Source organism: Enterococcus sp. DIV2467a (genome assembly GCF_050532945.1).
Classification (GTDB): domain Bacteria; phylum Bacillota; class Bacilli; order Lactobacillales; family Enterococcaceae; genus Enterococcus; species Enterococcus faecalis.
In genome coordinates this window covers 1,022,089-1,043,501 of the sequence record NZ_CP172896.1, presented here as the reverse complement: position 1 = coordinate 1,043,501, position 21,413 = coordinate 1,022,089, and the positions used below count along the sequence as shown (strand labels likewise).

Here is a 21,413-nt window from a genome sequence, read left to right as displayed (position 1 = left end):
AGGGGGAATGAATCAATGTATGGAGAATTACATGGTAAAGTAGCCGTTGTCACTGGTGCAGCTACGGGTTTAGGATTATTTATTACTCTGCGTTATATCTTAGAGGGCATGAATGTTGTTGCTGACTATGTCGGTGAGCTGCCTAAAGAATTTGAAGATGTCCAAGCCAAGCACGCAGATCGCGTAAAATTCGTGAAGGCTGATGTCTCTAATGAAGAAGATATTAAAGCGTTAGCTGAAACCGCTTTAAAAGAGTTTGGTCATGTTGACATTTGGGTAAATAACGCCGGTGTGGAGGCTTCTTTTCCGACAATTGATATGCCATTAAAAGAATGGCAACGTGTCATTGATGTCAATTTAAACGGTGTCTTTTTGGGTTCTAGAGAGGCACTCCGAATATTTAGAGATCAAAAAATCAAAGGTTCAATCATTAATATGTCCTCCGTACACCAAAGAATTCCTTGGCCAACGTTCGCCCACTATGCGGCAAGTAAAGGCGCAACCGAAATGTTCACGAAAACAATCGCTTTGGAATATGCGGAATATGGTATTCGTGCCAACTGTATTGCGCCTGGAGCGATTAACACACCTATTAATGCTGAAAAATTTTCCGATCCCGAACAGTTAAAACAAACAACAAGCATGGTTCCTATGGGTATTATTGGTAAACCAAATCAAGTAGCTGCTGCGGCCGCTTGGTTAGCTTCTGATGAATCCTCATACGTAACCGGAACAACACTCTTTGTAGATGGCGGGATGTCTCTATATCCTTCGTTCCAACACGGAGCTGGTTAAAAAGTAGTCTGCAACAAAATTCTCTATGAATTTTTGTTGCAGACTTTGTACTATCACACACAAAATCTATTCAGGAGGCTTACCATGAAACTAGTCAAAAATGTTCTTTTAATTTTAATTGGTTTAGTTATTATCGGGATTGGCGCATCCACTTTAAGAGTGGCAGGTTTAGGAGTTGATCCTTTCACTGCTATGAATATCGGACTTTCTTCGATGTTTGGTATGCAATTAGGCATTTTTCAAATTATTGTCAATGCGTTTATTTTATTCTATGTCTATTTAAAAAACAAAAAAGCCATTGGTCTAGGAACTATTTTAAATATGCTTTTAGTAGGAATTTTGATTCAACAGATTTCTACTTGGCTTCAACCTTATGCCAATAGTTTAGGAGGCTCAACAATTGGCAAACTACTTTCTTTATTCGTCGGAGTCCTGATTTTTACATTTGGCTGCGCCTTATACATGGCTACAGATCAAGGCGAGTCCCCCTATGATGCGATTGCGCCAACCATCTGTCAACAAACCAACAAACCTTACGCTTCTGTTCGAAAAGCACAAGATTTGTTGGTCCTATTAATTGGCTTTATTGCTGGTGGTCCAATTGGGATTGGTACAATTATTTGTGCATTTGGTGCTGGCCCACTTATTAGTTTCTGGAACAAGTTACTTCAACCTTTAGTAAAATAATTTTTTAACTAAAATATAAGAAAAAGCGATGACTCCATAGAGATTTTCTTCTCGAGTCATCACTTTTTTATTTGTGCTTCTTTGAAGAAGCATGATTAGTATGTTTCTTGTTTGGCTTTCCGTTGTTATTTTGGTTGATTATTTTGTTGGTAGAGTGAAAAACTAGCTGACAGAGCCTTCCATATTGGAATCGACTTCTCAACCAGTGTCATTCATTGTCAAATTAAGATGGTCAAAATCTGGTCAATTTATACTATGATACTATGTTATTGGGAGCAATAATCAAAAGGGTTATCTTTTTAACGATAGCTCTTTTTTTTAAGTATACATTTTGAATAGACATCATAATCTTCAAAAAATAGAGTATCTGGTCTAAAACAATAAGACATCTCATATTCATCAGAATTAAAATCTATCACTTTTAACTTACTTCCTTTTTTGGATGTTAAAACCACATTATATATAGACTCGCCTCCTGATAAACATGAGAATATAAAGTTCGAATATGATTTTACTATTTTAACACCAAATTCCCCTATCAAATAGCCAAGTTTATTCTTACCTCTAAAAAAAACATCATTTAAAGTAATTGAGTATCTGTAGCAAGAAATATTAGTTAAAATACTCGCTAAGAATTTAATATCATTGCTCATTTTTCTTTTTTGAGCACTAGTTATTTCTTCATTAAGCAACTCGTTGTAAAACTCAATTAATGAATATTTAGCATTAATATTTCCGTGTACGTAAAGACAGCATTCTCTATAAAGACCTTTTAGTCTAGGATAGTCCAGAGAATCCTCTTTACTATCACGCAAATCATTTAAAGTAATGTAGTTAGCTATATTATCTAATAAAGTTGTCATAGTTATTCTATTAGTACTTGTTTCTACCTCACTAAACAAACGGGAAAATGCCTCAATTACTGATCTAATATTTAAATAAAAATATCTCACTTCACCCTTATGATAACTAGCCATTAAGTACATTAAATCCGATATCATTTGGTCTATATAAAATATCACAGTAGTATTTACTATACTTATTTTTATTTCCTTTAAGAATATAATCTTTTTACTTAGAAATCTAAATAAAGATTCATCCTCAGCATTCAATTTTCCAAATTCATTTATTAAAGCATCTATATCTTCTTTTAAATAAACGTGATTATACATGCTATTATTCTCCTGTTACCCATTTCGATATAGAAGATTTTGAAATATTTTTTGACACTTCTTTCGACTCATAATACTCTTCTACAAAGTTTAATAATTTTCTTCTATAATTCTGATATTCATTCTCTGAGCATCCTTCTATAACACGTACAGTTCTTGATAAAATCAAAGTTCTAGATTTCATTACATAATTTTTAAACTCCACATTAAATACTACATTTAAAAAAGAAGTAATTTCTATATTTTTAGGAAAAACCTGCTTTGACAAAATTAACTCTGAGGTGATTCCCATCATTTGAAATTTCGGGATATCTTTACTTTTCAAACTACTTCTGTATAAAAATCTATTATCCATCTACAGTCACCCCTTCTTTTGAAGAATTTTTGCTAAGTAATGCTTGCAGTTCATCTACCACATCGCTTATATCTTTATTTGATTTAGCATACCTTGTAGCAATAGGTCCCTGTTTTCCCACTTGCATATCATTCACTAAGCTAGTACTAGATTTAAACACATATATATTTTCCATCGCTTTGTTAGATTCCAATTCGGCTTTTACTTCTTTTTGTTTATCTGATAGATGATTTTGAACCATCGTATAAATTAGTCCTAAACACTTTAATTCTAAGTCTTCTTGATCTATCAAATCCCCAATAGCTCTATTCAGTGAGCTAATTCCTATATTTGAGTATCTGTCTATACGGTTAGGAATTAAATAATAATCAGAACTAACTAGTGCACTATCTGTGTATAACGTTAAAGTTGGTGGACAATCAATTATAATATAATCATAATAATTCCTTAAGTTATTTTTTGTAATAAATCGTTTTAAACGTTTAATTAAACCTGAATCGCTACTTTTATTAACTAATACTAGATTCAAATCACCCATTAATATATCTAAGTTTTTGTTTATTTTAGTAACCAGCTCTTCTCTTTTTGGCATTACAAAAGACTGATGTAATTCTGTCTGGGGCTTAAATAACTTAAAAATGGTTTTTTCACTTTTCAGATAATCTTCTGGATCTATGAACGCTTGAGTTGCATTGAATTGAGGGTCACTATCAATCAAAAGTACTTTTTCATCTTTTTTTTCTGACAAAAAAGATGATATTCCTACGCTCAACGCTGTTTTACCAACTCCACCCTTCATATTGATAATTGAAATCACTTTACCATTTTTACTCATTACAATTCCTCCCCACATGAATTTAGACATCTACAATTATACCATAAAAAAGTATTCTTTAACTTGCTGCACATGAAATATTTGTAGGTCTGTTTCATCTGCAATAACTCCCACAACTATGCACTACTTTTTAAGTATTTTCAACTAAAAACTATTTTTCGTTTCATTTACATACGAAACACAGAAACCCTATTATATCAATGTTTATAAAGCAGTGTTTCATTTCGTTTCATGTATCAAAATTTATTAACCTTTTGCAAAAGTCAAAAAAGAATATCCCATGTGAGCCATGTAGCTCATTTAAAGCGTATCCTTAGTACGGTCAAATAACAACGGGGTGGGGTTCTCTATCCTATTCATTCAATTACTTGTATCATTCTACCGAAGATATGATTAGCTTGAGTTGGTTGTCCATCAATTAGAGTAAGAGTGTACTCCGTTTCCAGTGGCTCTTTTAAGCTTGCTGTAATCCCTTCTCCCACCTTCTTCTGAATAGATAGATTAATTCTTTCAGACGTTCAATTGCTTCTGATATAGCTTGCTTATCATTTGGAATAGACTCATCAACATAAATAGAAAAGTAACGTAATCTATCTATACGGATATTGCATACAGCGCCCCTAAGAAAACTGGTCAAGAGTTTGCTGATATGATGGCTCATCAGTAAAAAGCTGGTCATTTCTACTATCAAGGCAAAATAAAAAAGCTAGAATCCTTATATATCAAGGGTTCTAGCTCCTATAACAGGTTTAACCTACACTGCCTTCCAATGACTCTTTTGGGAATCAGAGGAAAGAATCAGGCTTTATAGAGATATTTCATCTAACAAATTACTTTAGACTGACAGTATATATCAGCAGGTACTGTCATCGGGAACGTAGCCAATATCGTATCCAAAACAGCAGGTAGAGAAGCTATTTGAGGATTCAAGTTATTCTATTTCAACCATGAAGTTAAGTTCATTAAAAATAAAGATAGTTGGTATTTCAATAATTTTTGTATAGAGTTAATCACTTTATTGATGCTAATTCATCTTGATTGGTATTATAATCGTATTCAAGTTGCGTGGCGTGCTTTTGCTAGAAAATATATAACTGTTCTTTATAAAGAAATATAAGGATTAAACATTTTTTATCATAGAGTTTTACTTATCTATAGAATTATGTCTGTTCCTAATTCAGTTTGATGAATTAACTGATAAAAAAATATCTACTATTTAAAGATACAGGGATAAGTAAGTAAAAAAATAACATGTCATTAGATAGTAGACAGTTCCAACTCTTTATTTACCTTTTTTGTATGCTGCACTGTCAATCCAAGTTCCTAAATTGTTGTATCCATCATCACTTATATAATCATATTGGCCATCAATAATTTCGTCAAACCACAAATATTCTCCATCTGGTTTTTGCCCAATTATTTTAATTACTGATTGACTAGTAGTTGTCATCTGGTTAAAATCTTTTATTTTACCTATATTAACGGCCAAAATAGCATTTCCTCGCTTATAACTCTCCTGGATTTCATATTTAACATATTCTCGATCAAGAGTTTCTTTACCTATCAGCACCACAGTCACTGATGTTCCAATTAATTGATTATCTATCCAGTTTTTTATAGCAATATCTCCATTACGTTTAACTTTCTCAAATTCAGCCTTATCTACAAAACCAGCTTCCTTTGTTCCTCGCAAAGTCCAGCTGTTTCTAACTACCATTGCTCTTGTTACATCTGCATAATGGAAACTAAAAAAAACCCTTCTCACCATATTAATCCTCCTGAATACTATTTATTAAACTGACAATTTGTTCAACTTTTTTATCTACTTCTCCTTCAGTATCTAATTTTTCTAGCGCTTGAAATTTACTTTTTAAGGAATCATCAAAATAATCACTGAAATTCTCTTGAATCTTATCAAACAAAACCTTACTTGCACCTTTGGTAAATCCAATCGGAACTACTATATTTTCATTTTGAACAGATAATTCAAATTCTTCAATCATTCCATCTGCTGTAACTATTTCACCTGATTCAAGTTTGTTTCCAAAAACAAAAATACTAATCCCAGACTCTGCAATAATGTTTTCTCGATATCTTCTCCACTCATGAGGCATATCAAGGGGAAGTGGTCTTAAAGAAAGTACGTCTTGTATGTTATTTTTTCTTAAATTTCTTCTCTGCTTTAGAACTCCTGAAACAATACTATTACCAATTCCAAGTCCGTAACCTGATACTATTCTATAACCGGATTCAGAAAGCCTATATGCTAATTTCTCGACAAATTTTAATCCTTTCGATTCAGATGTAAATGGAGTATAATCAACAGCACTTCCCGAAATAAAAATAGTTTTTCTCAAATACTTTTTTCTAATACTTTTCAAAATATCAGTAATCTCAGAATAATCATCTACTTCAACAACGTTTATCGAAAATCTGGACAAATCATTGATTTGTAGTCTTCTTTTTGTCAGTTCATAATTATATCTCTCTTGATCAAAAAAATCCTCAGAATCGACAAAATTTTCCTTTAATATTTTTCTCATTATACAATAATGAGGTCTTTGGTTTTCTCTCAAAACCCATCTTATATCTGATAAAATTCTTTCTAAATTAGGGTCTGTAAAACTAAATCCTAAAAAGAGAAAAGTTTTTGTTAACAAATCTCCTTTTAAAGTTTCTTTAAATAACGCGTACGAATCATCATCATATTTTTCATAATCATCTCTTGTTATTACTGTCGAACTGACATCATCTATATCACCATGCATTTTATAAACAATTGTATCCACATTTGGATTAGTTGTTGCTAACTGAGTATAATTTTTCTTAACCTGAGGGTTTTTATAAGCTTCTCGGATTGATTTTTCTATTAGATGATCATAATTAGTTGTCCAATAAGTTTCAATAGGTAAACTTGCTAGTATTCGATGATTTTCAGATATTTCTAATTCTTCACCAAAATTATCCATAAGTATCTGATTCAAAATTCCTCTTGATCCACCATTTTCATTTTTATAATATTGAGCCAGAGTAACTAAGTCTGTTTCTTTTTTAGAATCCAACCCGATTTCTGTTGCAGGATCATTAAGTAGTTCCGGCCAACTTACATATCCTTGTGACATCGATAATCCTGCACCTGCAAATATTGCTGCATTTCCTTTTTCAATAGCTTCAGAGAACCTCTTTATTAAAACTTTCTTATCCATTCTACCCGGTTCCTTTCGATTCAGTAAATTGATTAGAGATTAGTGAAAATGGTGTTTTTATATAAAATATCTAATGTATTACTTCCTTTAGTGCATTCCACAGCATCTAAAGCCCATTTTTTCAAATCAGCTTTTCGTAAATAAGTTAATTCACTTAAATTTAAAGAATATTTTATTTGCAGATTTTCTTGCGAAGAATAGTGCTTTATAATGCTTCTAACATCCTCGGTGCTCATTTGAGGATTACTTTCCAATCGTGGATTCTTTTTTTCCACTATTGAAGCTGTCGTCAGTTCGCTATATAGCCATGGCGAATACGTAAATTTCTGTTCATTAGTGATTTCATTGCTCAAACTAATTGAATTAGGTGTATTAAGAAAAAACAGACATTCTGTACTATCAATCATATTATTTAAAGCTGTAGAAAGCATCATATGAACATGACTAGTTGTTACATTTCTTTTATCATAATCATATGTTTTTGTTTGTTCCTTATAGCAATATTTTTGGTCTATTTTTTTTAATAAATCAGAACTGTATCCCCAAACCGAAGAATCAATAAATGCAGTAAGACCAAAATTTTCAAATAGCCATGATGCAAAACGTATAGCTAATTTTTCATCAGCATGAGAGTGAGATATAAAAATATCTGCTTTTATAGTTGGAAACCAATCTTTAATAATTTCGTCTGCATCTAGAATTTTGCTGTCCTTAGAATAATAATCAACTAAATCATTTTCACTTTCAAATAGATTTTCTATTCTCTTGTTAATAGATTTTTGGTTGTGATCTATTTGATTTACTACATGTGTATATGATTGCGAGCTTGAGGAGAATGCATTTAAGTCAGCATTTGTAAAATCCAATTCATATGCCTTATACAAGGATATCCCTCCATTCTTGTATTTTGATCCACAATTTATTAGGCAACATAACAGTATACCCTATCGTTACATATCCCATTCATTATTATACCAGTATTTCTTCGTGACACATAAGGGTGTAACATAATAATTTCAAACGAAATGACTACAAGTAGTCATTGAAGCAAATCTTCATAAGACACCTGTAGAATATCTTTGATGGCTTTCAATTGATCCAACTTAATGTGTTGGCGGCCACCTTCAATCTTAACCAACGTTTCCCTAGTTATAGCAATTTTACGAAGCTGTAGGTCTCTAATCAGCTCGGTTTGACCAATTCCTTTTTCTAATCGGACTCGTCTAATATTGCTACCGATTACATTTTCTTTATCAATAATTTTTTCCTCTTTCAAGAATAGCACACCTTTTGGACTAAAATTAGTCCTTTTTCTTATTAATCTTAAAGATTCGGTATGCTACAATGGGACTAGTATTAGTCCATATTCAATTTTAAGGAGGAATTTTTTTGAAGAAATTTGCAATCATTCTAACTTGCGCTTTACTCATCGGAACTATAAGCGGGTGTACCACTTCTGACACAAGTTCTACAAGTACGGAAACTAGTACAACAACCTCAGAAAAGAATTACCCAATACATTTTTTTCCGGTTCCAGATGGATTTGAAGCTTATTATCATGATAAAAAACTAGATGTTCCTTTATCAGAAACTGAATCTACTGAAAAGATTTTGCCAATTGAAATTGAAAGAAATCAAGACGATATAAAACTAAAAGCTGATCTTCCCTTACTGAACAGCACACAAATTGATAGACATGAAAATATTAAAGTTAATATTGAAAAAGGAGCGTTAGCACAACTTTATACTGAAAAAGTTGAACAATTTTTTGAGGCTGGTGCCAATAAAGACTTTTCAAAAATAAGCGATTATTCGGATAACTTTTTTAATGAGACCCAAGATGAAATCACGAACTCAACTTTTATGGCTGAAGATATGTACAATATGAAGTTGAAAAAAATAAAGTCGTATGATTATCCATTAAATCTAACATTAAATAAAGGGATACTCTCTTTTGTATTAGCAGGTTACGTTGACTATGAATATACAGCAGATTATTTGGAGACGCCCCTTCAACACGATAATAACGATATTAATTTTAGATTTATCTACAATTCAAAAAGTAAAACATGGTTAGTTGATCAATTGAGCACTATAAATACGGGATTTCATGAATTACCTAAGCCTGACAATGAAACTGCTTTGGTCATTAAAACATTCTAAAAAAGAAACGTTGAAGGAATAATTATTCTTTCAACGTTTCTTTTATTGTTTTTCAGTTTACGGTCTTACCTGAGCGAATAATCTGATTTCTAAATGATTGGAAAACTTCTTGTGGTTGATAATAATCTGTATCTATTTCAAATGTTTCTGAGAATAATTCATTGAATTTTTCTACTGAAATGATGATTTTACCATTCTCCTCTCGACTGTTTTCTATTATTTCTGCCTCTAATTCAAATAAATCTAGTGACGAACTAAAATCATAAATCCTGTCATATTGAACAAAAAAATCAAGAAAAAGTTGCTCAAACTCTTCCTTATTTATCACTAGTGTTTCAAGCGGAACAACTTTATTTTCATCAGCCATTCTTCCAATTTCCTCACTTTCATTTTCAATTGTCCATTGTTGCGGACGTATCAGATTTTCTCTATCATTTTTCAGTGTATAGATCACTTGTAATACACAACAATGCTTTGTAAACTTATTTTTTTAGTTAGTCGAATCTTTTTAAATGTGCGTTTCATACCATGCGCTTGATATATTTTCTCCTATTTTTTAAATCGTTTATCACAACTTTTATCGTTTTTTCTTCTGAAAAAAATCTTGTTTACATCGTTACATAGTTTCCAAAAAGATACATTACTAGTAGAAACAACAAGATTAATTTTACTTCCCACTGAAATGGGAAGTATATTTTAAATATTTTTTCTCCTTCAACTTACACTATAAAGTATCTTAATCACACGATATGCTAGCCACTAAATTCATCATATTTGATTCCTTTTTTAAGATAATGTAGCATCTTTTTATCCAATAACGCAATTGTTTTTAAGGATAAATTTCTTAAGATGGTACATTTCAAAATGGCATTTGACATATGAAACAAAAAAGAAAGAAAAGAGCATAAGGGAAAACTGATAGCACCTTCCTACAGGAAGGTGGCTAAGTTGGCTGTGCCAACTGGTTTTCTTTCAAAATCATTTCATAATTTTTGATATCATAAAAAAATCCATTTTGGACCTATTTTCGGTCATAATTTAGTACCTACTTTTGGTCATAGTTTCGTCCGTAGTTTTGGTCATAGTGACTAAGGCTTTTCTGTTCACAAAATTGGTTTAAATTTGCTTTCTTTAATACTTCATTTATATCATAGCAATTATAATGTTTACACAACATCATTCCTAATTTTAACGGTTGTTCCTCTTTATATTTTTTAAGTTCTACATTTTTTTGCGTTTAATTACTTTTCTCTTTTCTTTATATTCCGCTCGGTTCTGTTGCAAAGTTTTAAATCTACTATCAGATAAGGTAGAATAATAGAAAAAGATAGCAGGAGGAATGACGATGAGTCATTTTAAAGGAAAGCAATTTCAGCAGGATGTGATTATTGTAGCCGTGGGCTACTATCTTCGTTATAACCTTAGCTATCGTGAAGTTCAAGAAATCTTATATGATCGTGGCATTAACGTTTCTCATACGACGATTTATCGTTGGGTGCAAGAATATGGCAAACTACTCTATCAAATTTGGAAAAAGAAAAATAAAAAATCCTTTTATTCATGGAAAATGGATGAAACGTACATCAAAATTAAAGGAAAATGGCATTATTTGTATCGAGCCATCGATGCAGATGGTTTAACCTTGGATATTTGGTTACGTAAAAAACGGGACACACAAGCAGCCTATGCTTTTCTTAAGCGGTTAGTGAAGCAGTTTGATGAATCGAAGGTTGTAGTCACAGATAAAGCCCCCTCTATTACAAGTGCCTTTAAGAAACTAAAAGAATACGGCTTTTATCAAGGGACAGAACATCGTACCATTAAATACCTGAATAATTTGATTGAACAAGACCATCGTCCAGTAAAGAGACGCAATAAATTCTATCGAAGTTTACGCACTGCCTCTACCACGATTAAAGGCATGGAAGCCATTCGAGGATTATATAAGAAAACCCGAAAAGAAGGCACTCTCTTCGGGTTTTCGGTCTGTACTGAAATCAAGGTATTATTGGGAATCCCAGCTTAAATCATAGATACCGTAAGGGATTTTATTCTTTATTTAAAACTTTGCAACAGAACCCTATACGTTTATAAATTGAGTTATTTTCAATAATATAACTCAATCCCTCGTGTTACATTTTGAAATTTTGAACAGTTCTATGATTTTCATAAATTAGTTTAAAACTCAAAATATTTAACATCTAATCTGCTCTACCACTTCAATCGTTTGCTGCAATCTTTCTGGGTCACTTCCAAAACGTCCCAACAAGACACCGTCTAAATCTGCTAAATCCAGCATAGTCTTGGTATTCTCTGGACTAACAGTTCCACCATAAACTACTCGAATATTATCCGCGTCCTTCCCAAATAGTTCAGTTAATGAATTCCTAATAATGGCAACCGCTCGACTGATATGAGGCGCACTGGCAGCTTTGGTTTTCCCAACGGCCCAAGCAGGTGTATACGCTATCACGATTTTCTTCAATTTATCGCGATCAATTTGATATAAAGCATTGAAAATTCGTAAAAATAATTCTTCTTTTAGTTCTTGTACATAATTCGGATTCTTGATTTCATCAATGACGTTATTCGCATCTTTTTCTTCAATCTCGCCAATACAAACAATCGGGGAAATGTCATATGCTAAAGCAAGCTTCACTTTTTTATTAATCGTCTCATCTGTCTCATTGTATAATTTTCTACGTTCCCAATGACCAAGTTCGACAAATTTCCCATGCATATCCACTAAGGATTGAATCGAAAATTCACCACTGAGTTCACCTTGATCGATCTCGGCCATATTTTGAGCACCGAAAGCAAATTGACTGCCTGTAAGAACTTTTGAAACTTGATGGATGGTACCCATTGATGGCAAAAGTACAACCTCAACTTTATGGTTTTCAGATTGATGGTTGAGAACATCAACAGCATACTCTTCTGCTTCAGAAATCAAGTTTTGCCTCATAGACCAATTCATAATTACGATGGGTTTTCTTTGTTCCATTTTGATCATCTCCATTGTTACTTCTATTTATTCTTACCTTAAAAATGACTATATAACTCACAGAAATCTGTAATTACCTATTGGAGAATGCCACCCAGTCTTTTTCAAACTGCTCGATACCCTTATCAGTTAACGGATGACTCCATAATTTCGGGAATAGATTACCAGGAATTGTCGCGATATCTGCACCTAGTTCAGCCACTTTCTCCACATGTTCAAGTCCTCGAACACTCGCGGAAATAATTTCTGCTTTGTATCCATAGTTATCTAGTACTTTTCTCAAGTTTTTAATTAAAGCCATACTGTCAGTTCCAATATCATCTAAACGACCTAAAAATGGGCTGATATAAGTAGCGCCAGCTTTTGCGGCCATCAAACCTTGAGCTACGGTAAAGACTAACGTTACATTGGTTTTGATTCCTTTTTTAGATAGAGTGTTTACTGCTTTCAATCCTTGTTCTGTCATCGGGATCTTGACGACAACATTACGTGCCCACTTTGCAAGCACTTCTGCTTCGGCGATCATTTCTTCAGCTTGCGATCCTGTTACTTCCGCACTTACAGGCCCATCGACGAGAGAACAAATTTCTTTGATGACCTCTTCAAAATCTCGTCCTTCTTTAGCAATAATTGTTGGATTCGTCGTTACTCCATCAACTAAACCCAACTCATTGATTCGTTTGATTTCATCTACATTTGCCGTATCTAAGAAAAATTTCATTATTAACCTCTTTCCGCGATTTTCTTTCAGCGTTCATTTTTTTAAGACACTATCCCCTTTGTCAATAGGGCTAGTTTGAGACATTATTTTCTCTTACAATGCTCATCATTTCCAAGGCATGTTTGGTAATCGTCGCAAAATCACCTGTATCAATCAAACGTTTATCCGTTAAATAGCCGCTAATCCCAGCACCGCTGAAACCTAGATCAAGATAGTCTTGCAAGTTATCAGGTGTGACTCCTGCTGTTGCGACTAGTTTAATATGATTGATTGGCCCAAGAATGTCCTTGATATATCCTATCCCCAAAGCTCTAACAGGGAACACCTTGACAAAATCTGCACCCGCTTCATTCGCTGAGATTATCTCGCTTGGTGTTAGCGCCCCAGGCATCGAGACCATATCTAATTCTTTTGTTCGTTTGATAACACTTGAATTCGTATTAGGCGAGATAATATATTCTGCTCCTGCTTGGTGAGCGGCTTCAACTTGTTCAATGGACAGAACAGTACCCGCTCCAATTTTAACTTCATTTCCAAACTCCTTAACCAGCGAGGCGATGGCCTTTGGAGTCTTAGTCAAACATTCAGGATCTCCTTGATCAAAAGTAACTTCTACAAGCTTTACTCCACCATCGTTTAGCGCGGACACCAAGTTAATAAGCTTTTCCCCATAAGTTCCTCGACAAATTGCAATTACTTTATTCTTTTCGATGAAATCGTTCATTTCTAGTTTCATTAGGCTTTCTCCTTTGTTAAATCCGCCACTTGACTCTTATTTTTCTTTTTTGCTGGTGTTTCTTCTAAAGCCGGCTTTAAAAAGCCAAGTATCAACGCTGTCACTAATGATCCAATTATAATTGCAGCAATAAACCATAGTTTATTGTCAACAACCGGTAATACAACAAATCCACCATGAGGAACATAGCATTTCACATTCCCAATCGCTCCAATTACACATCCTACCGCTGTCCCAATCATTGTTGAAGGCAAGATTCGTTTCATATCACTAACTACGAAGGGAATGGCTCCTTCAGTAATTCCAATACATCCCATGATTCCAGCAGCAACCGCCGCATCCCGATCACCTTCAGTAAATTTCTTTTTAAAGAATAATGTCGCTAAAAAGATCCCAATAGGTGGAATAGCCACGGCGATTCTAAACATACCGTTCGGTTCATAAATACCTTCATTCATAAGTGCAAGTGTAAACATCGAAACTGATTTGGTGATTGGTCCTCCCATGTCGACTTCTCCGAACAATCCAATAAATACTGCCAATAAAATGGCACTGCTACCGTTTAGACTGCTCATGATACTAGTTAATCCGTTCATCAAAAATGCCAATGGTGTGGCAACAACATAGATGTAAATCAAACCTAGAATAAAAACCGAAATGGTTGGTATGATCAGAATCGGTAAAATGGTTTTAATCGTTTTGCTAACTTTCCATTTTTTCATCCATTTGACCAAATATCCTGCAGCAACACCTAGAAGCATCGCCCCTAAAAATCCTGACTTTACTTCCACATCATTTACAGTAACAGGATTATTAGCAAGGAACCCTAGAATCATCCCTGGCGCCAAACCAGGCTTACCCGCAATTGAATATGCGATATAGCCGCCCAAAATAGGAATCATCATTGCAAAAGCTGCTTTACCTAAAAGGTTAATGTTCTGCATTAATTCGTTAGTAACAACAACTCCTGTATCGCTTTTTTCTCCAGTAGCAAGTGAGATGGCCAACATGATACCACCAGCAACTACTGCAGGCATCATGAAAGAAACCCCACTTAAAAATGATTTTTGAACTTCCTTTAAAGTAGCTTTGATATTCATTTTATCCTCCTTTATTTTTACCCATTTACTAACTTCTCAGCAGCATCCAATACTTTCGCAGGATACGAAATAGCATCATTGACATCAGCATTTAAAACTAATTTATCTTCAAAACGTTCTTCATTCTCAATAAAGACAGATACCGCCAAAATGACTACATCTGCTTCTTCAGCTTCTTCCTCAGTAACCTCATTCTCGATCCCGATGCTGCCTTGAGTTTCAATTTTGATTTCATGTCCTCTCTTTTTTCCTTCTTTTTCCAATGCTTCTTGAGCCATGTATGTGTGGGCTACTCCTGTAGGACATGCCGATACTCCAACGATTTTCATATTAAATTCCTCCTATTTTCTTTTCTACTTGATATAGTGAATCTAAAATTGACTCTTTGCTCCCAGTTAATAAATCATTTCTAAAACCTTCATCTAAAAGCTTTTTGCTGATTTCAGCGAGTACTTTCAAATGAAAAGTCGTTTTATTCTCTTCTGGTATTCCTAGCATAAACACCAATTCAACTGTATTACCATTTGTATCCCATTGAATTGGTTGGTTCGTTCTAAGAAAACAGATAAAAGGATTGATTACTTCTTTTGATTTCCCATGAGGGATACTTACGTCATAGCCGATCGCTGTAGAAAATTCTTCTTCTCTTTTGTTTACAGCTTTAATATAATTTGCGCTATTTTTTAAATAGCCGAACTCTTTTGCCTTTTCTGATAAATAATGAATGATGGATTTCTTATTTGTTAACGCCGAATCCAAAACGATTAAACCTTCATCAATCAATTGTTTGACCTCCTAATACTTTCACTATTTCTTCTTCATCTTTGCTAAAGATAAAACGATCGATATTTTTCTTCGTCTCAACGATCCGATAGATTTCTGATAATATTCCTTTAATATGCTTTAAATCCTTTTCTGCAACACAGATCATTAAAACAGTGTTGATCATTCGAAAATTCCAACGTATTGGTTTTACTAATGTCATAATTACTAATTTGCTTTCCTTAACTGTTGATGGTGAAGGATGTGGAATCGCCGCCCCAATTGGAAGATCTGTCACCCCTAGCTTCTCTCTATCCCAAATTGCCTGTTCGAACGAATCCGTAACGAAATCATTTTGCAAAAGCTTTTGAGTGATCCTTTTGATGCATTGTTCTTTAGTAGCAACTGTTTCGTTCAAAAAAATCAAATCTGAATCGATTATTTTTCCTAAGTGCTCAAACGGTTGATCGTTTACTTCTTCCTCATAAAATAAATCTAGATAAGTCGCGGAAACTTTTTTTAGATCTTGTTTACTCATTAGCGGGGAAACATACGTTACAGGAACATCAATTTTTTCTAATTGTACTGAAGAGATCACCAAATCAATTTTATTCAAATCTCTTTTATAGAGTGTTCGTAATGAGACAACTTCAACTATATCCTGTGGAGAGAATACCCTTTTTAAACGATTGGCAATCAGCTCTGATGTTCCGATTCCAGTAGGACAAACAATTAATATCTTACGATTTGCCGACAACCGATCGATGGCCCCTTGAAAATGGATCATCATGAACGCGACCTCATCATCGGTTAAGCGAATATCTAATTCCTTTTCAATCCCGGCCAATATTAGCCAAGTTGTACTGTATAACACAGAATACTCTCGCTTTATTTCCTCCAAAAGCGGATTACTGACAGGAACGTTCAATTTAGAACGATATATCATGGACACCAAGTGATAAAGAATGTTCATGTAGAGTTTTTCATCTCTGGTTAAGTCAACCTGAATTGAATCACTCATCTTCTGAATCATCTTTCTTACCACAGCATCGTATTCCTTCTGAATTGCTAAATCTCTCAAACGTGGTTCGAAGCCATGAGCCACTAATTGTCGATTGAAGTATTCAAAATCGTTTGAATCTAGCTTGATACTGTTATCCAGTTCAAGATTCTCTACTAATTCATTTGCTAAAAAGAAAGTTTTAAGCGACTCCACATTTTCAAATAAAAAATTATCTTGATATTCAATATGAAAACCTTCCTGCAAACGAAGAACAAATATACTGATTGACAATACTAATGATTGAAAATGATCATCAGACAATTTATCGATATTAAAGTGATCATTTGTTTGCAGAAGTCCAGAAACTTTTTTGATGATGTCCTTAGGTAAAAAACTGAATAATAAGCTGGGAAATTGAACTCTATAGCTATTGGTTAAGTCTGATTTATCAATGATAAAGTAAGCATATTGTTTAATTGCCTTTTGTATCTCAGACTCATTTCCGTTTACCTTTGTTCCATTATTATCAGAACGAATCGTGACCGAACTTCCTTCAATAACAGTCTGTATTTGATCTAAGTCATTTGAGATCGAGGTTCTGCTGACGAGAAACTCATCAGATAATAGTTGGTAAGACACCTTTTTGTTTCTCAATAATAAATATTCCGCCATTTTGATTTGCCGCTCGAGTGGAAGCTGATTGAAGTCTATTTGAGTTGAAGCTTCACCAAAAATTTTTAATATTTCATCATTTGACAAATCAGACTTACTTAGAAAAATACCTTTACCTTGCCGTTTCAAGATTTCAATTTTCCTTTTTTTTAATGCCTTATTCAGTTCATCAATGTCTTTATACAATGTACGATCGGAGATAGATAAAATCTTGGAGAAATGATTTACCGGTAAAAAATCTTTTTGCTCCAAAAGCAATCTCAATAATTTATGTTGACGCTTGCTTATTTCATGCATGATTTTTCTCCTTTCTAGGGAGCGCTTCCCTGTATCTGTAATTTATCATTTTATTCTACATTTGGATATCACATCTCGTTTCAAGATGGTTCCTGAAGTTTTCTAAACATATTGAAAATATAGGATCATAAAACCAATTTCATACAGTAAGCAATTTTTTTATCAAATAAGAAATTCTTTTAATGTCTGTCTCTTCAAATCCTCTATACAAAGAGAAACAGATTGCCCTTATCTGTTTGACAAAATAAGAGCAATCCGTTTCTACTAAATGTTTAAGAATTAATACGATAAATCTTCCCCATTAGTTGCAATAACCTTTTTATACCAGTCAAATGATGCTTTCTTGATTCTCTTCTTCGTTCCCTTACCTTCATTATCCATATCTGTATATACGAACCCGTAGCGTTTTGTCATTTCCCCGGTTGCTAAAGAGACCAGATCAATTGGCGCTCATGGTGTATACCCCATTACAGGAATCTTGTCTAAATTAATTGCATTGCTTATTTGTGTGATGTGGTCGGGGGTGCGGACATAATCCTGGACTAAAAATGAACTTAGGAGGAATATCCGTATGTTTTCCCACGAAGAACGTGTAAAAGCAATTCAGTTATTTTTAAAATATGATTGCTCCTACGCCGCTACCATTCGGAAATTAGGTTATCCGTCCGTTGGAGCACTACGTCAATGGTATAAAGAATATTTGGTATCTGGAGAGCTCCATCAGGAACTCCGGAAGAAGTCAAAGTATTCTGAAGAACAAAAAAGAGTCGCTGTGAATCATTATTTTGAATATGGTCAATGTTATGCACGAACCATTCGAATGCTTGGTTACCCAAATAAAGGCTCCTTACGACAATGGTGTGAAGAACTCGCACCAGGTGCTAGAAAACTTCGAAAAAGTGCGGTAAAGTTAACCAAAGATCAAAAAGAAGACGTGTTGAAAAAGTTCTATAAACCTCAAACCAACAGAAAAGGCTTAGCTGAAGCTGAAGGAATCAGTAGGGTTGCTCTATATCAATGGAAGGCCACTTATCTTGGAAAGGATTTCCCTCTGCCCATGACTTCAAAAAATCAAGGAAAACAAAAAGAATTACTTTTAAAGGAAGTAGAAGAGTTACAAGAACAAGTACACCAATTGCAGCTTGAGAAAGCATTACTCGAAGGAGCAGCTGAACTACTAAAAAAAGGAAAAGGCATCAATCTACTTCGTCTATCAAATCAAGAAAAGACTCTATTGATTGATGCCTTACGAAATCAATTCAACTTGAAAGATCTTCTTCAACAGCTCCAGTTGTCTAAGATTTGATACTAACACCAAACTCTCTAACAGAACAATTTGTCTATGATTTTTCTTTCTTTTCTTGTCGTGGAATCGACCTAGACGGGGTTTATGAAGCTAGCTTGGGACAAGCTAAAATCAAACAACAAATAATGAGACGGTCAAAACATTCTATTTTACTAGTTGATGAACACAAATTTGACTCGCCTCACTTTTACAAAATTGCTGATTTCGCTGATTCTCACTCAGTAATAACAAATACTTTACCGACAGAAGATTATCAAAAGAGAATCGATGATGGAATCACTGATTTTATTTGGTTGAACCCGAAACTTAGGAGCCAACCAAATGAATAGTAATTGAGCCTCATAAAAAAAGGCGATCCACCTCAGATGGATTGCCTTTTTAATATAAATATCATTAATTAATATCGTTTCCTTTCGTACCTCAACAGCTGAGTATTGTCCACATTGAATTTCAAGAAGTCAATCATCGTCTTCCCATGAAAATAATTGTCAATCACCCGAATCAAGGCATTGTGACACACCAACAAAACATCTTCGTCACTTTGTTCCAACTCTGCCAGCAAAGGATACACCCGACCGGCAACATCCATGATGGATTCGCCGTCTGGTAATGGTAGCGAGAATTCCACACGAACCTTTTGGAATTCCGGTGTTTCAATTGGTAAGCCATCATACTGTCCAAAATCCATCTCAATTAGGCGCGGTTCCACCTCAATGGGTACCGACACTTTTTCATTAATGATTCGGGCCGTTTCCTGGGCCCGCCTCAATGGTGAGACATAGATTTTAGTGATTGGCTGCTCCAAGTCGCTGACCAATTGAGCCAATTCCTCTGCTTGAGCATAACCGACTTCCGTCAGCTCAATATCCGCATGACCGCAAATTTTGCCGTCCACATTATATTGGGTCTGACCATGACGTGCTACGTAAATCATCGGGCACTCCCCTTTGCAAGCGGACGTTTCTCATCCGCCATTTCACCCAGAACCAGCTCTGAATCAGTGGCCAATTGTTGTAAAGCCGCCACCATCTCAGCTTGCGATTTGCCAAAGACCAGGGAGAAAGAATTATTCTTACTCTTGTAGAAGGAAACAAAAGAGTTGCCACCAGCTAATTCTTCAATTTGAATTTGGGGGTAGCGGGCAAACTCGCCGTTCAAGACACCTAGTTTAACGACTCCTTCTTGTGACAAGCCTTCTTTTAAGAAACCATTGATCAGGATAATAGCGGCAAAAGCCCCCAGTTTGATTTGATCCGCCAGATTACTTGGCCAAAAGATTACAAGTATCGCTACCGTCAATGCGATACTCAAACCCATACGAATCCAGCTGGTTTGAGCCGCCACGATAATTTTCTTTTGATCTTTTACTTGTAAGACGACCAACAATCCTAAAAAGCCTGCAATCACTAGTGCTTCTGCCATTTTCTATCATCCTTTACTTATTTTTACCACTCGGCGATGGTGCCGTCGTAGTTTTTCCATTGTGGGTTGGTCCAAACCAAACCTTCTTGAGAAATTTCCTTAATGCGGTCTTCATCCATTTCCAAACCAAGGCCTGGTTTAGAAGGTAGGTCAACATAGCCGTCTTTGTATTGGAAAACTTCTTTGTTTTTGACAAAATCCAACAAATCAAAGCCTTTATTGTAGTGGATACCCAAGCTTTGTTCTTGGATAAAGACATTTGGTGTACATGAGTCCACTTGCAAGGTAGCTGCTAATGCAACTGGTCCGTATGGTGCATGTGGTGCCACGGCCATATCATGAGCTTCAGCCATAGCCGCAATTTTGCGGGTTTCTAAAATTCCGCCGCAAAGGGCTACGTCTGGTTGGATAATATCGATGGCGCCTTGTTTGAAGATATTTTTAAACTGCCAGCGAGTGTACAAACGTTCGCCGGTTGCTAAAGGGACAGCAACTGCATCGGCAACTTCTTTGTAATGCTCTTCATTTTCCGGCAAGACAACTTCTTCCAAAAACATTGGGTGGAATGGCTCCAGGGCCTTCGCTAGAACTTTAGCCATTGGTTTATGCACCCGACCGTGGAAATCCACACCGATATCCATCGCGTCACCAAAACGTTCCCGAATGGATGCCACCCGTTCGACAACTTCATCCACTTTTTTGTAAGAGTCGATATAGTGCAATTCTTCGGTAGCATTCATTTTAACGGCAGTAAAGCCACGATCAAAACGGTCTTGCGCTTGTTCAGCGACTTCACTTGGCCGGTCGCCACCAATCCACGAATAAACTTTAATGTTATCCCGGGCGGCTCCGCCTAATAATTCATAGACAGGGACGTTAAAGGCTTTTCCTTTGATATCCCACAGCGCCATTTCCAATCCGGAAACAATCGTCCCATTGATGGGGCCACCACGGAAGAAGGAGCGATGCATTTCTTGGAATAAGCGTTCAATTTCAAATGGATTACGCCCAATCAAACGATTACCGATCTCATAAGCACCCGCAACAACTGTTTCAGTCTTGGTTCCGGAGATCATTTCCCCCCAGCCGTCAATGCCTTCATCGGTGGAAATCTTCACGAAGATCCATCTTGGTTTTACTTTGTATACTGTAATATCTGAAATTTTCAATTTAAACC

23 protein-coding genes and 2 pseudogenes are annotated in these 21,413 nt (G+C 35.0%); 6 read left to right on the top strand and 19 right to left on the bottom strand.

The features are described from left to right. Positions 1 to 15: 15 nt before the first annotated feature. Both IGL80_RS04970 and IGL80_RS04965 read left to right on the top strand, forming a co-directional pair. The gene (locus tag IGL80_RS04970) at positions 16 to 795 is read left to right on the top strand and encodes an SDR family oxidoreductase (RefSeq protein ID WP_002359767.1); all 780 of its coding nucleotides are present in this window, start codon (positions 16 to 18) and stop codon (positions 793 to 795) included. A gap of 84 nt (positions 796 to 879) precedes the next feature. Further along, complete coding sequence (locus tag IGL80_RS04965; RefSeq protein ID WP_002382778.1) at positions 880 to 1,482, top strand: YczE/YyaS/YitT family protein; 603 nt, start codon at positions 880 to 882, stop codon at positions 1,480 to 1,482. A gap of 299 nt (positions 1,483 to 1,781) precedes the next feature. On the opposite strand, the gene IGL80_RS04960 is transcribed toward IGL80_RS04965, so the two are convergent. The 7 genes from IGL80_RS04960 to IGL80_RS04930 form a co-directional block, all read right to left on the bottom strand. Further along, positions 1,782 to 2,654: a hypothetical protein gene (locus IGL80_RS04960; RefSeq protein WP_002359765.1), complete on the bottom strand. Its 873-nt coding sequence runs from the start codon at positions 2,652 to 2,654 to the stop codon at positions 1,782 to 1,784. A 4-nt stretch (positions 2,655 to 2,658) separates the two neighbouring features. Further along, positions 2,659 to 3,009, bottom strand: a complete 351-nt coding sequence (locus IGL80_RS04955) for a hypothetical protein (RefSeq protein WP_085366544.1) — start codon at positions 3,007 to 3,009, stop codon at positions 2,659 to 2,661. Then, positions 3,002 to 3,844, bottom strand: a complete 843-nt coding sequence (locus tag IGL80_RS04950) for a ParA family protein (protein ID WP_010706541.1) — start codon at positions 3,842 to 3,844, stop codon at positions 3,002 to 3,004. The genes IGL80_RS04955 and IGL80_RS04950 overlap by 8 nt, the downstream gene beginning before the upstream one ends. A gap of 1,282 nt (positions 3,845 to 5,126) precedes the next feature. Next, positions 5,127 to 5,612, bottom strand: coding sequence for a TIR domain-containing protein (locus IGL80_RS04945; protein ID WP_002287700.1), 486 nt, complete (start codon positions 5,610 to 5,612; stop codon positions 5,127 to 5,129). 1 nt (position 5,613) lies between these two features. Continuing rightward, on the bottom strand, positions 5,614 to 7,050 hold the full coding sequence (locus IGL80_RS04940; RefSeq protein ID WP_002287699.1) for an SIR2 family protein: 1,437 nt from the start codon (positions 7,048 to 7,050) through the stop codon (positions 5,614 to 5,616). A 32-nt stretch (positions 7,051 to 7,082) separates the two neighbouring features. Beyond that, positions 7,083 to 7,934: a toll/interleukin-1 receptor domain-containing protein gene (locus tag IGL80_RS04935; protein WP_002287698.1), complete on the bottom strand. Its 852-nt coding sequence runs from the start codon at positions 7,932 to 7,934 to the stop codon at positions 7,083 to 7,085. 155 nt (positions 7,935 to 8,089) lie between these two features. Beyond that, positions 8,090 to 8,335 (bottom strand): helix-turn-helix domain-containing protein, encoded by a 246-nt coding sequence (locus IGL80_RS04930; protein ID WP_002287739.1) that lies wholly within the window; start codon positions 8,333 to 8,335, stop codon positions 8,090 to 8,092. A 104-nt stretch (positions 8,336 to 8,439) separates the two neighbouring features. Here IGL80_RS04930 and IGL80_RS04925 point away from each other — a divergent pair, with 104 nt between their 5' ends. Further along, on the top strand, positions 8,440 to 9,213 hold the full coding sequence (locus tag IGL80_RS04925; RefSeq protein ID WP_002287697.1) for a hypothetical protein: 774 nt from the start codon (positions 8,440 to 8,442) through the stop codon (positions 9,211 to 9,213). Positions 9,214 to 9,265: 52 nt separating this feature from the next. Here the strand turns inward: IGL80_RS04925 and IGL80_RS04920 are convergent, their stop codons facing one another. After that, complete coding sequence (locus IGL80_RS04920) at positions 9,266 to 9,580, bottom strand: hypothetical protein (protein ID WP_002329547.1); 315 nt, start codon at positions 9,578 to 9,580, stop codon at positions 9,266 to 9,268. A gap of 978 nt (positions 9,581 to 10,558) precedes the next feature. Between IGL80_RS04920 and IGL80_RS04915 the strand changes: the two genes are divergently transcribed. Beyond that, entirely contained in the window at positions 10,559 to 11,239 is a 681-nt protein-coding gene (locus IGL80_RS04915) for an IS6-like element IS1216 family transposase (RefSeq protein ID WP_161349253.1), read from the top strand. Between the two features lie 168 nt (positions 11,240 to 11,407). Here the strand turns inward: IGL80_RS04915 and IGL80_RS04910 are convergent, their stop codons facing one another. The 8 genes and pseudogenes from IGL80_RS04910 to IGL80_RS04875 form a co-directional block, all read right to left on the bottom strand. Beyond that, positions 11,408 to 12,217: a triose-phosphate isomerase family protein gene (locus IGL80_RS04910; RefSeq protein WP_002362847.1), complete on the bottom strand. Its 810-nt coding sequence runs from the start codon at positions 12,215 to 12,217 to the stop codon at positions 11,408 to 11,410. A 73-nt stretch (positions 12,218 to 12,290) separates the two neighbouring features. Continuing rightward, on the bottom strand, positions 12,291 to 12,938 hold the full coding sequence (gene fsa, locus IGL80_RS04905; RefSeq protein WP_002380569.1) for a fructose-6-phosphate aldolase: 648 nt from the start codon (positions 12,936 to 12,938) through the stop codon (positions 12,291 to 12,293). 70 nt (positions 12,939 to 13,008) lie between these two features. After that, positions 13,009 to 13,674 (bottom strand): bifunctional 4-hydroxy-2-oxoglutarate aldolase/2-dehydro-3-deoxy-phosphogluconate aldolase, encoded by a 666-nt coding sequence (locus IGL80_RS04900; protein ID WP_002388302.1) that lies wholly within the window; start codon positions 13,672 to 13,674, stop codon positions 13,009 to 13,011. Then, positions 13,674 to 14,774: a PTS fructose transporter subunit IIC gene (locus IGL80_RS04895; protein ID WP_002362844.1), complete on the bottom strand. Its 1,101-nt coding sequence runs from the start codon at positions 14,772 to 14,774 to the stop codon at positions 13,674 to 13,676. Before IGL80_RS04895 ends, IGL80_RS04900 begins: the two co-directional genes overlap by 1 nt. Before the next feature lie 17 nt (positions 14,775 to 14,791). Beyond that, positions 14,792 to 15,103 (bottom strand): PTS fructose transporter subunit IIB, encoded by a 312-nt coding sequence (locus tag IGL80_RS04890; RefSeq protein WP_002362843.1) that lies wholly within the window; start codon positions 15,101 to 15,103, stop codon positions 14,792 to 14,794. Position 15,104: 1 nt separating this feature from the next. After that, the gene (locus IGL80_RS04885; RefSeq protein WP_002362842.1) at positions 15,105 to 15,557 is read right to left on the bottom strand and encodes a PTS sugar transporter subunit IIA; all 453 of its coding nucleotides are present in this window, start codon (positions 15,555 to 15,557) and stop codon (positions 15,105 to 15,107) included. Continuing rightward, positions 15,550 to 17,508, bottom strand: a complete 1,959-nt coding sequence (locus IGL80_RS04880) for a BglG family transcription antiterminator (protein ID WP_002362841.1) — start codon at positions 17,506 to 17,508, stop codon at positions 15,550 to 15,552. The genes IGL80_RS04885 and IGL80_RS04880 overlap by 8 nt, the downstream gene beginning before the upstream one ends. A gap of 279 nt (positions 17,509 to 17,787) precedes the next feature. After that, positions 17,788 to 17,976: pseudogene (locus IGL80_RS04875) on the bottom strand (family 1 glycosylhydrolase); the annotation flags it as partial. A 103-nt stretch (positions 17,977 to 18,079) separates the two neighbouring features. Between IGL80_RS04875 and IGL80_RS04870 the strand changes: the two are divergent. Next, positions 18,080 to 18,808 (top strand): annotated as a pseudogene (locus tag IGL80_RS04870) (transposase); the annotation flags it as partial. Between the two features lie 2 nt (positions 18,809 to 18,810). Further along, entirely contained in the window at positions 18,811 to 19,143 is a 333-nt protein-coding gene (locus IGL80_RS04865; RefSeq protein ID WP_002362835.1) for a DeoR/GlpR transcriptional regulator, read from the top strand. Positions 19,144 to 19,211: 68 nt separating this feature from the next. On the opposite strand, the gene IGL80_RS04860 is transcribed toward IGL80_RS04865, so the two are convergent. From IGL80_RS04860 to dgoD, 3 genes are read right to left on the bottom strand one after another with little or no spacing between them, the layout of a single operon-like run. After that, the gene (locus tag IGL80_RS04860) at positions 19,212 to 19,748 is read right to left on the bottom strand and encodes a histidine phosphatase family protein (protein ID WP_002362834.1); all 537 of its coding nucleotides are present in this window, start codon (positions 19,746 to 19,748) and stop codon (positions 19,212 to 19,214) included. Next, positions 19,745 to 20,236 (bottom strand): hypothetical protein, encoded by a 492-nt coding sequence (locus tag IGL80_RS04855; RefSeq protein ID WP_002362833.1) that lies wholly within the window; start codon positions 20,234 to 20,236, stop codon positions 19,745 to 19,747. Before IGL80_RS04855 ends, IGL80_RS04860 begins: the two co-directional genes overlap by 4 nt. A gap of 23 nt (positions 20,237 to 20,259) precedes the next feature. Beyond that, the gene (dgoD, locus tag IGL80_RS04850; RefSeq protein WP_002362832.1) at positions 20,260 to 21,405 is read right to left on the bottom strand and encodes a galactonate dehydratase; all 1,146 of its coding nucleotides are present in this window, start codon (positions 21,403 to 21,405) and stop codon (positions 20,260 to 20,262) included. Between the last annotated feature and the right edge of the window lie 8 nt (positions 21,406 to 21,413).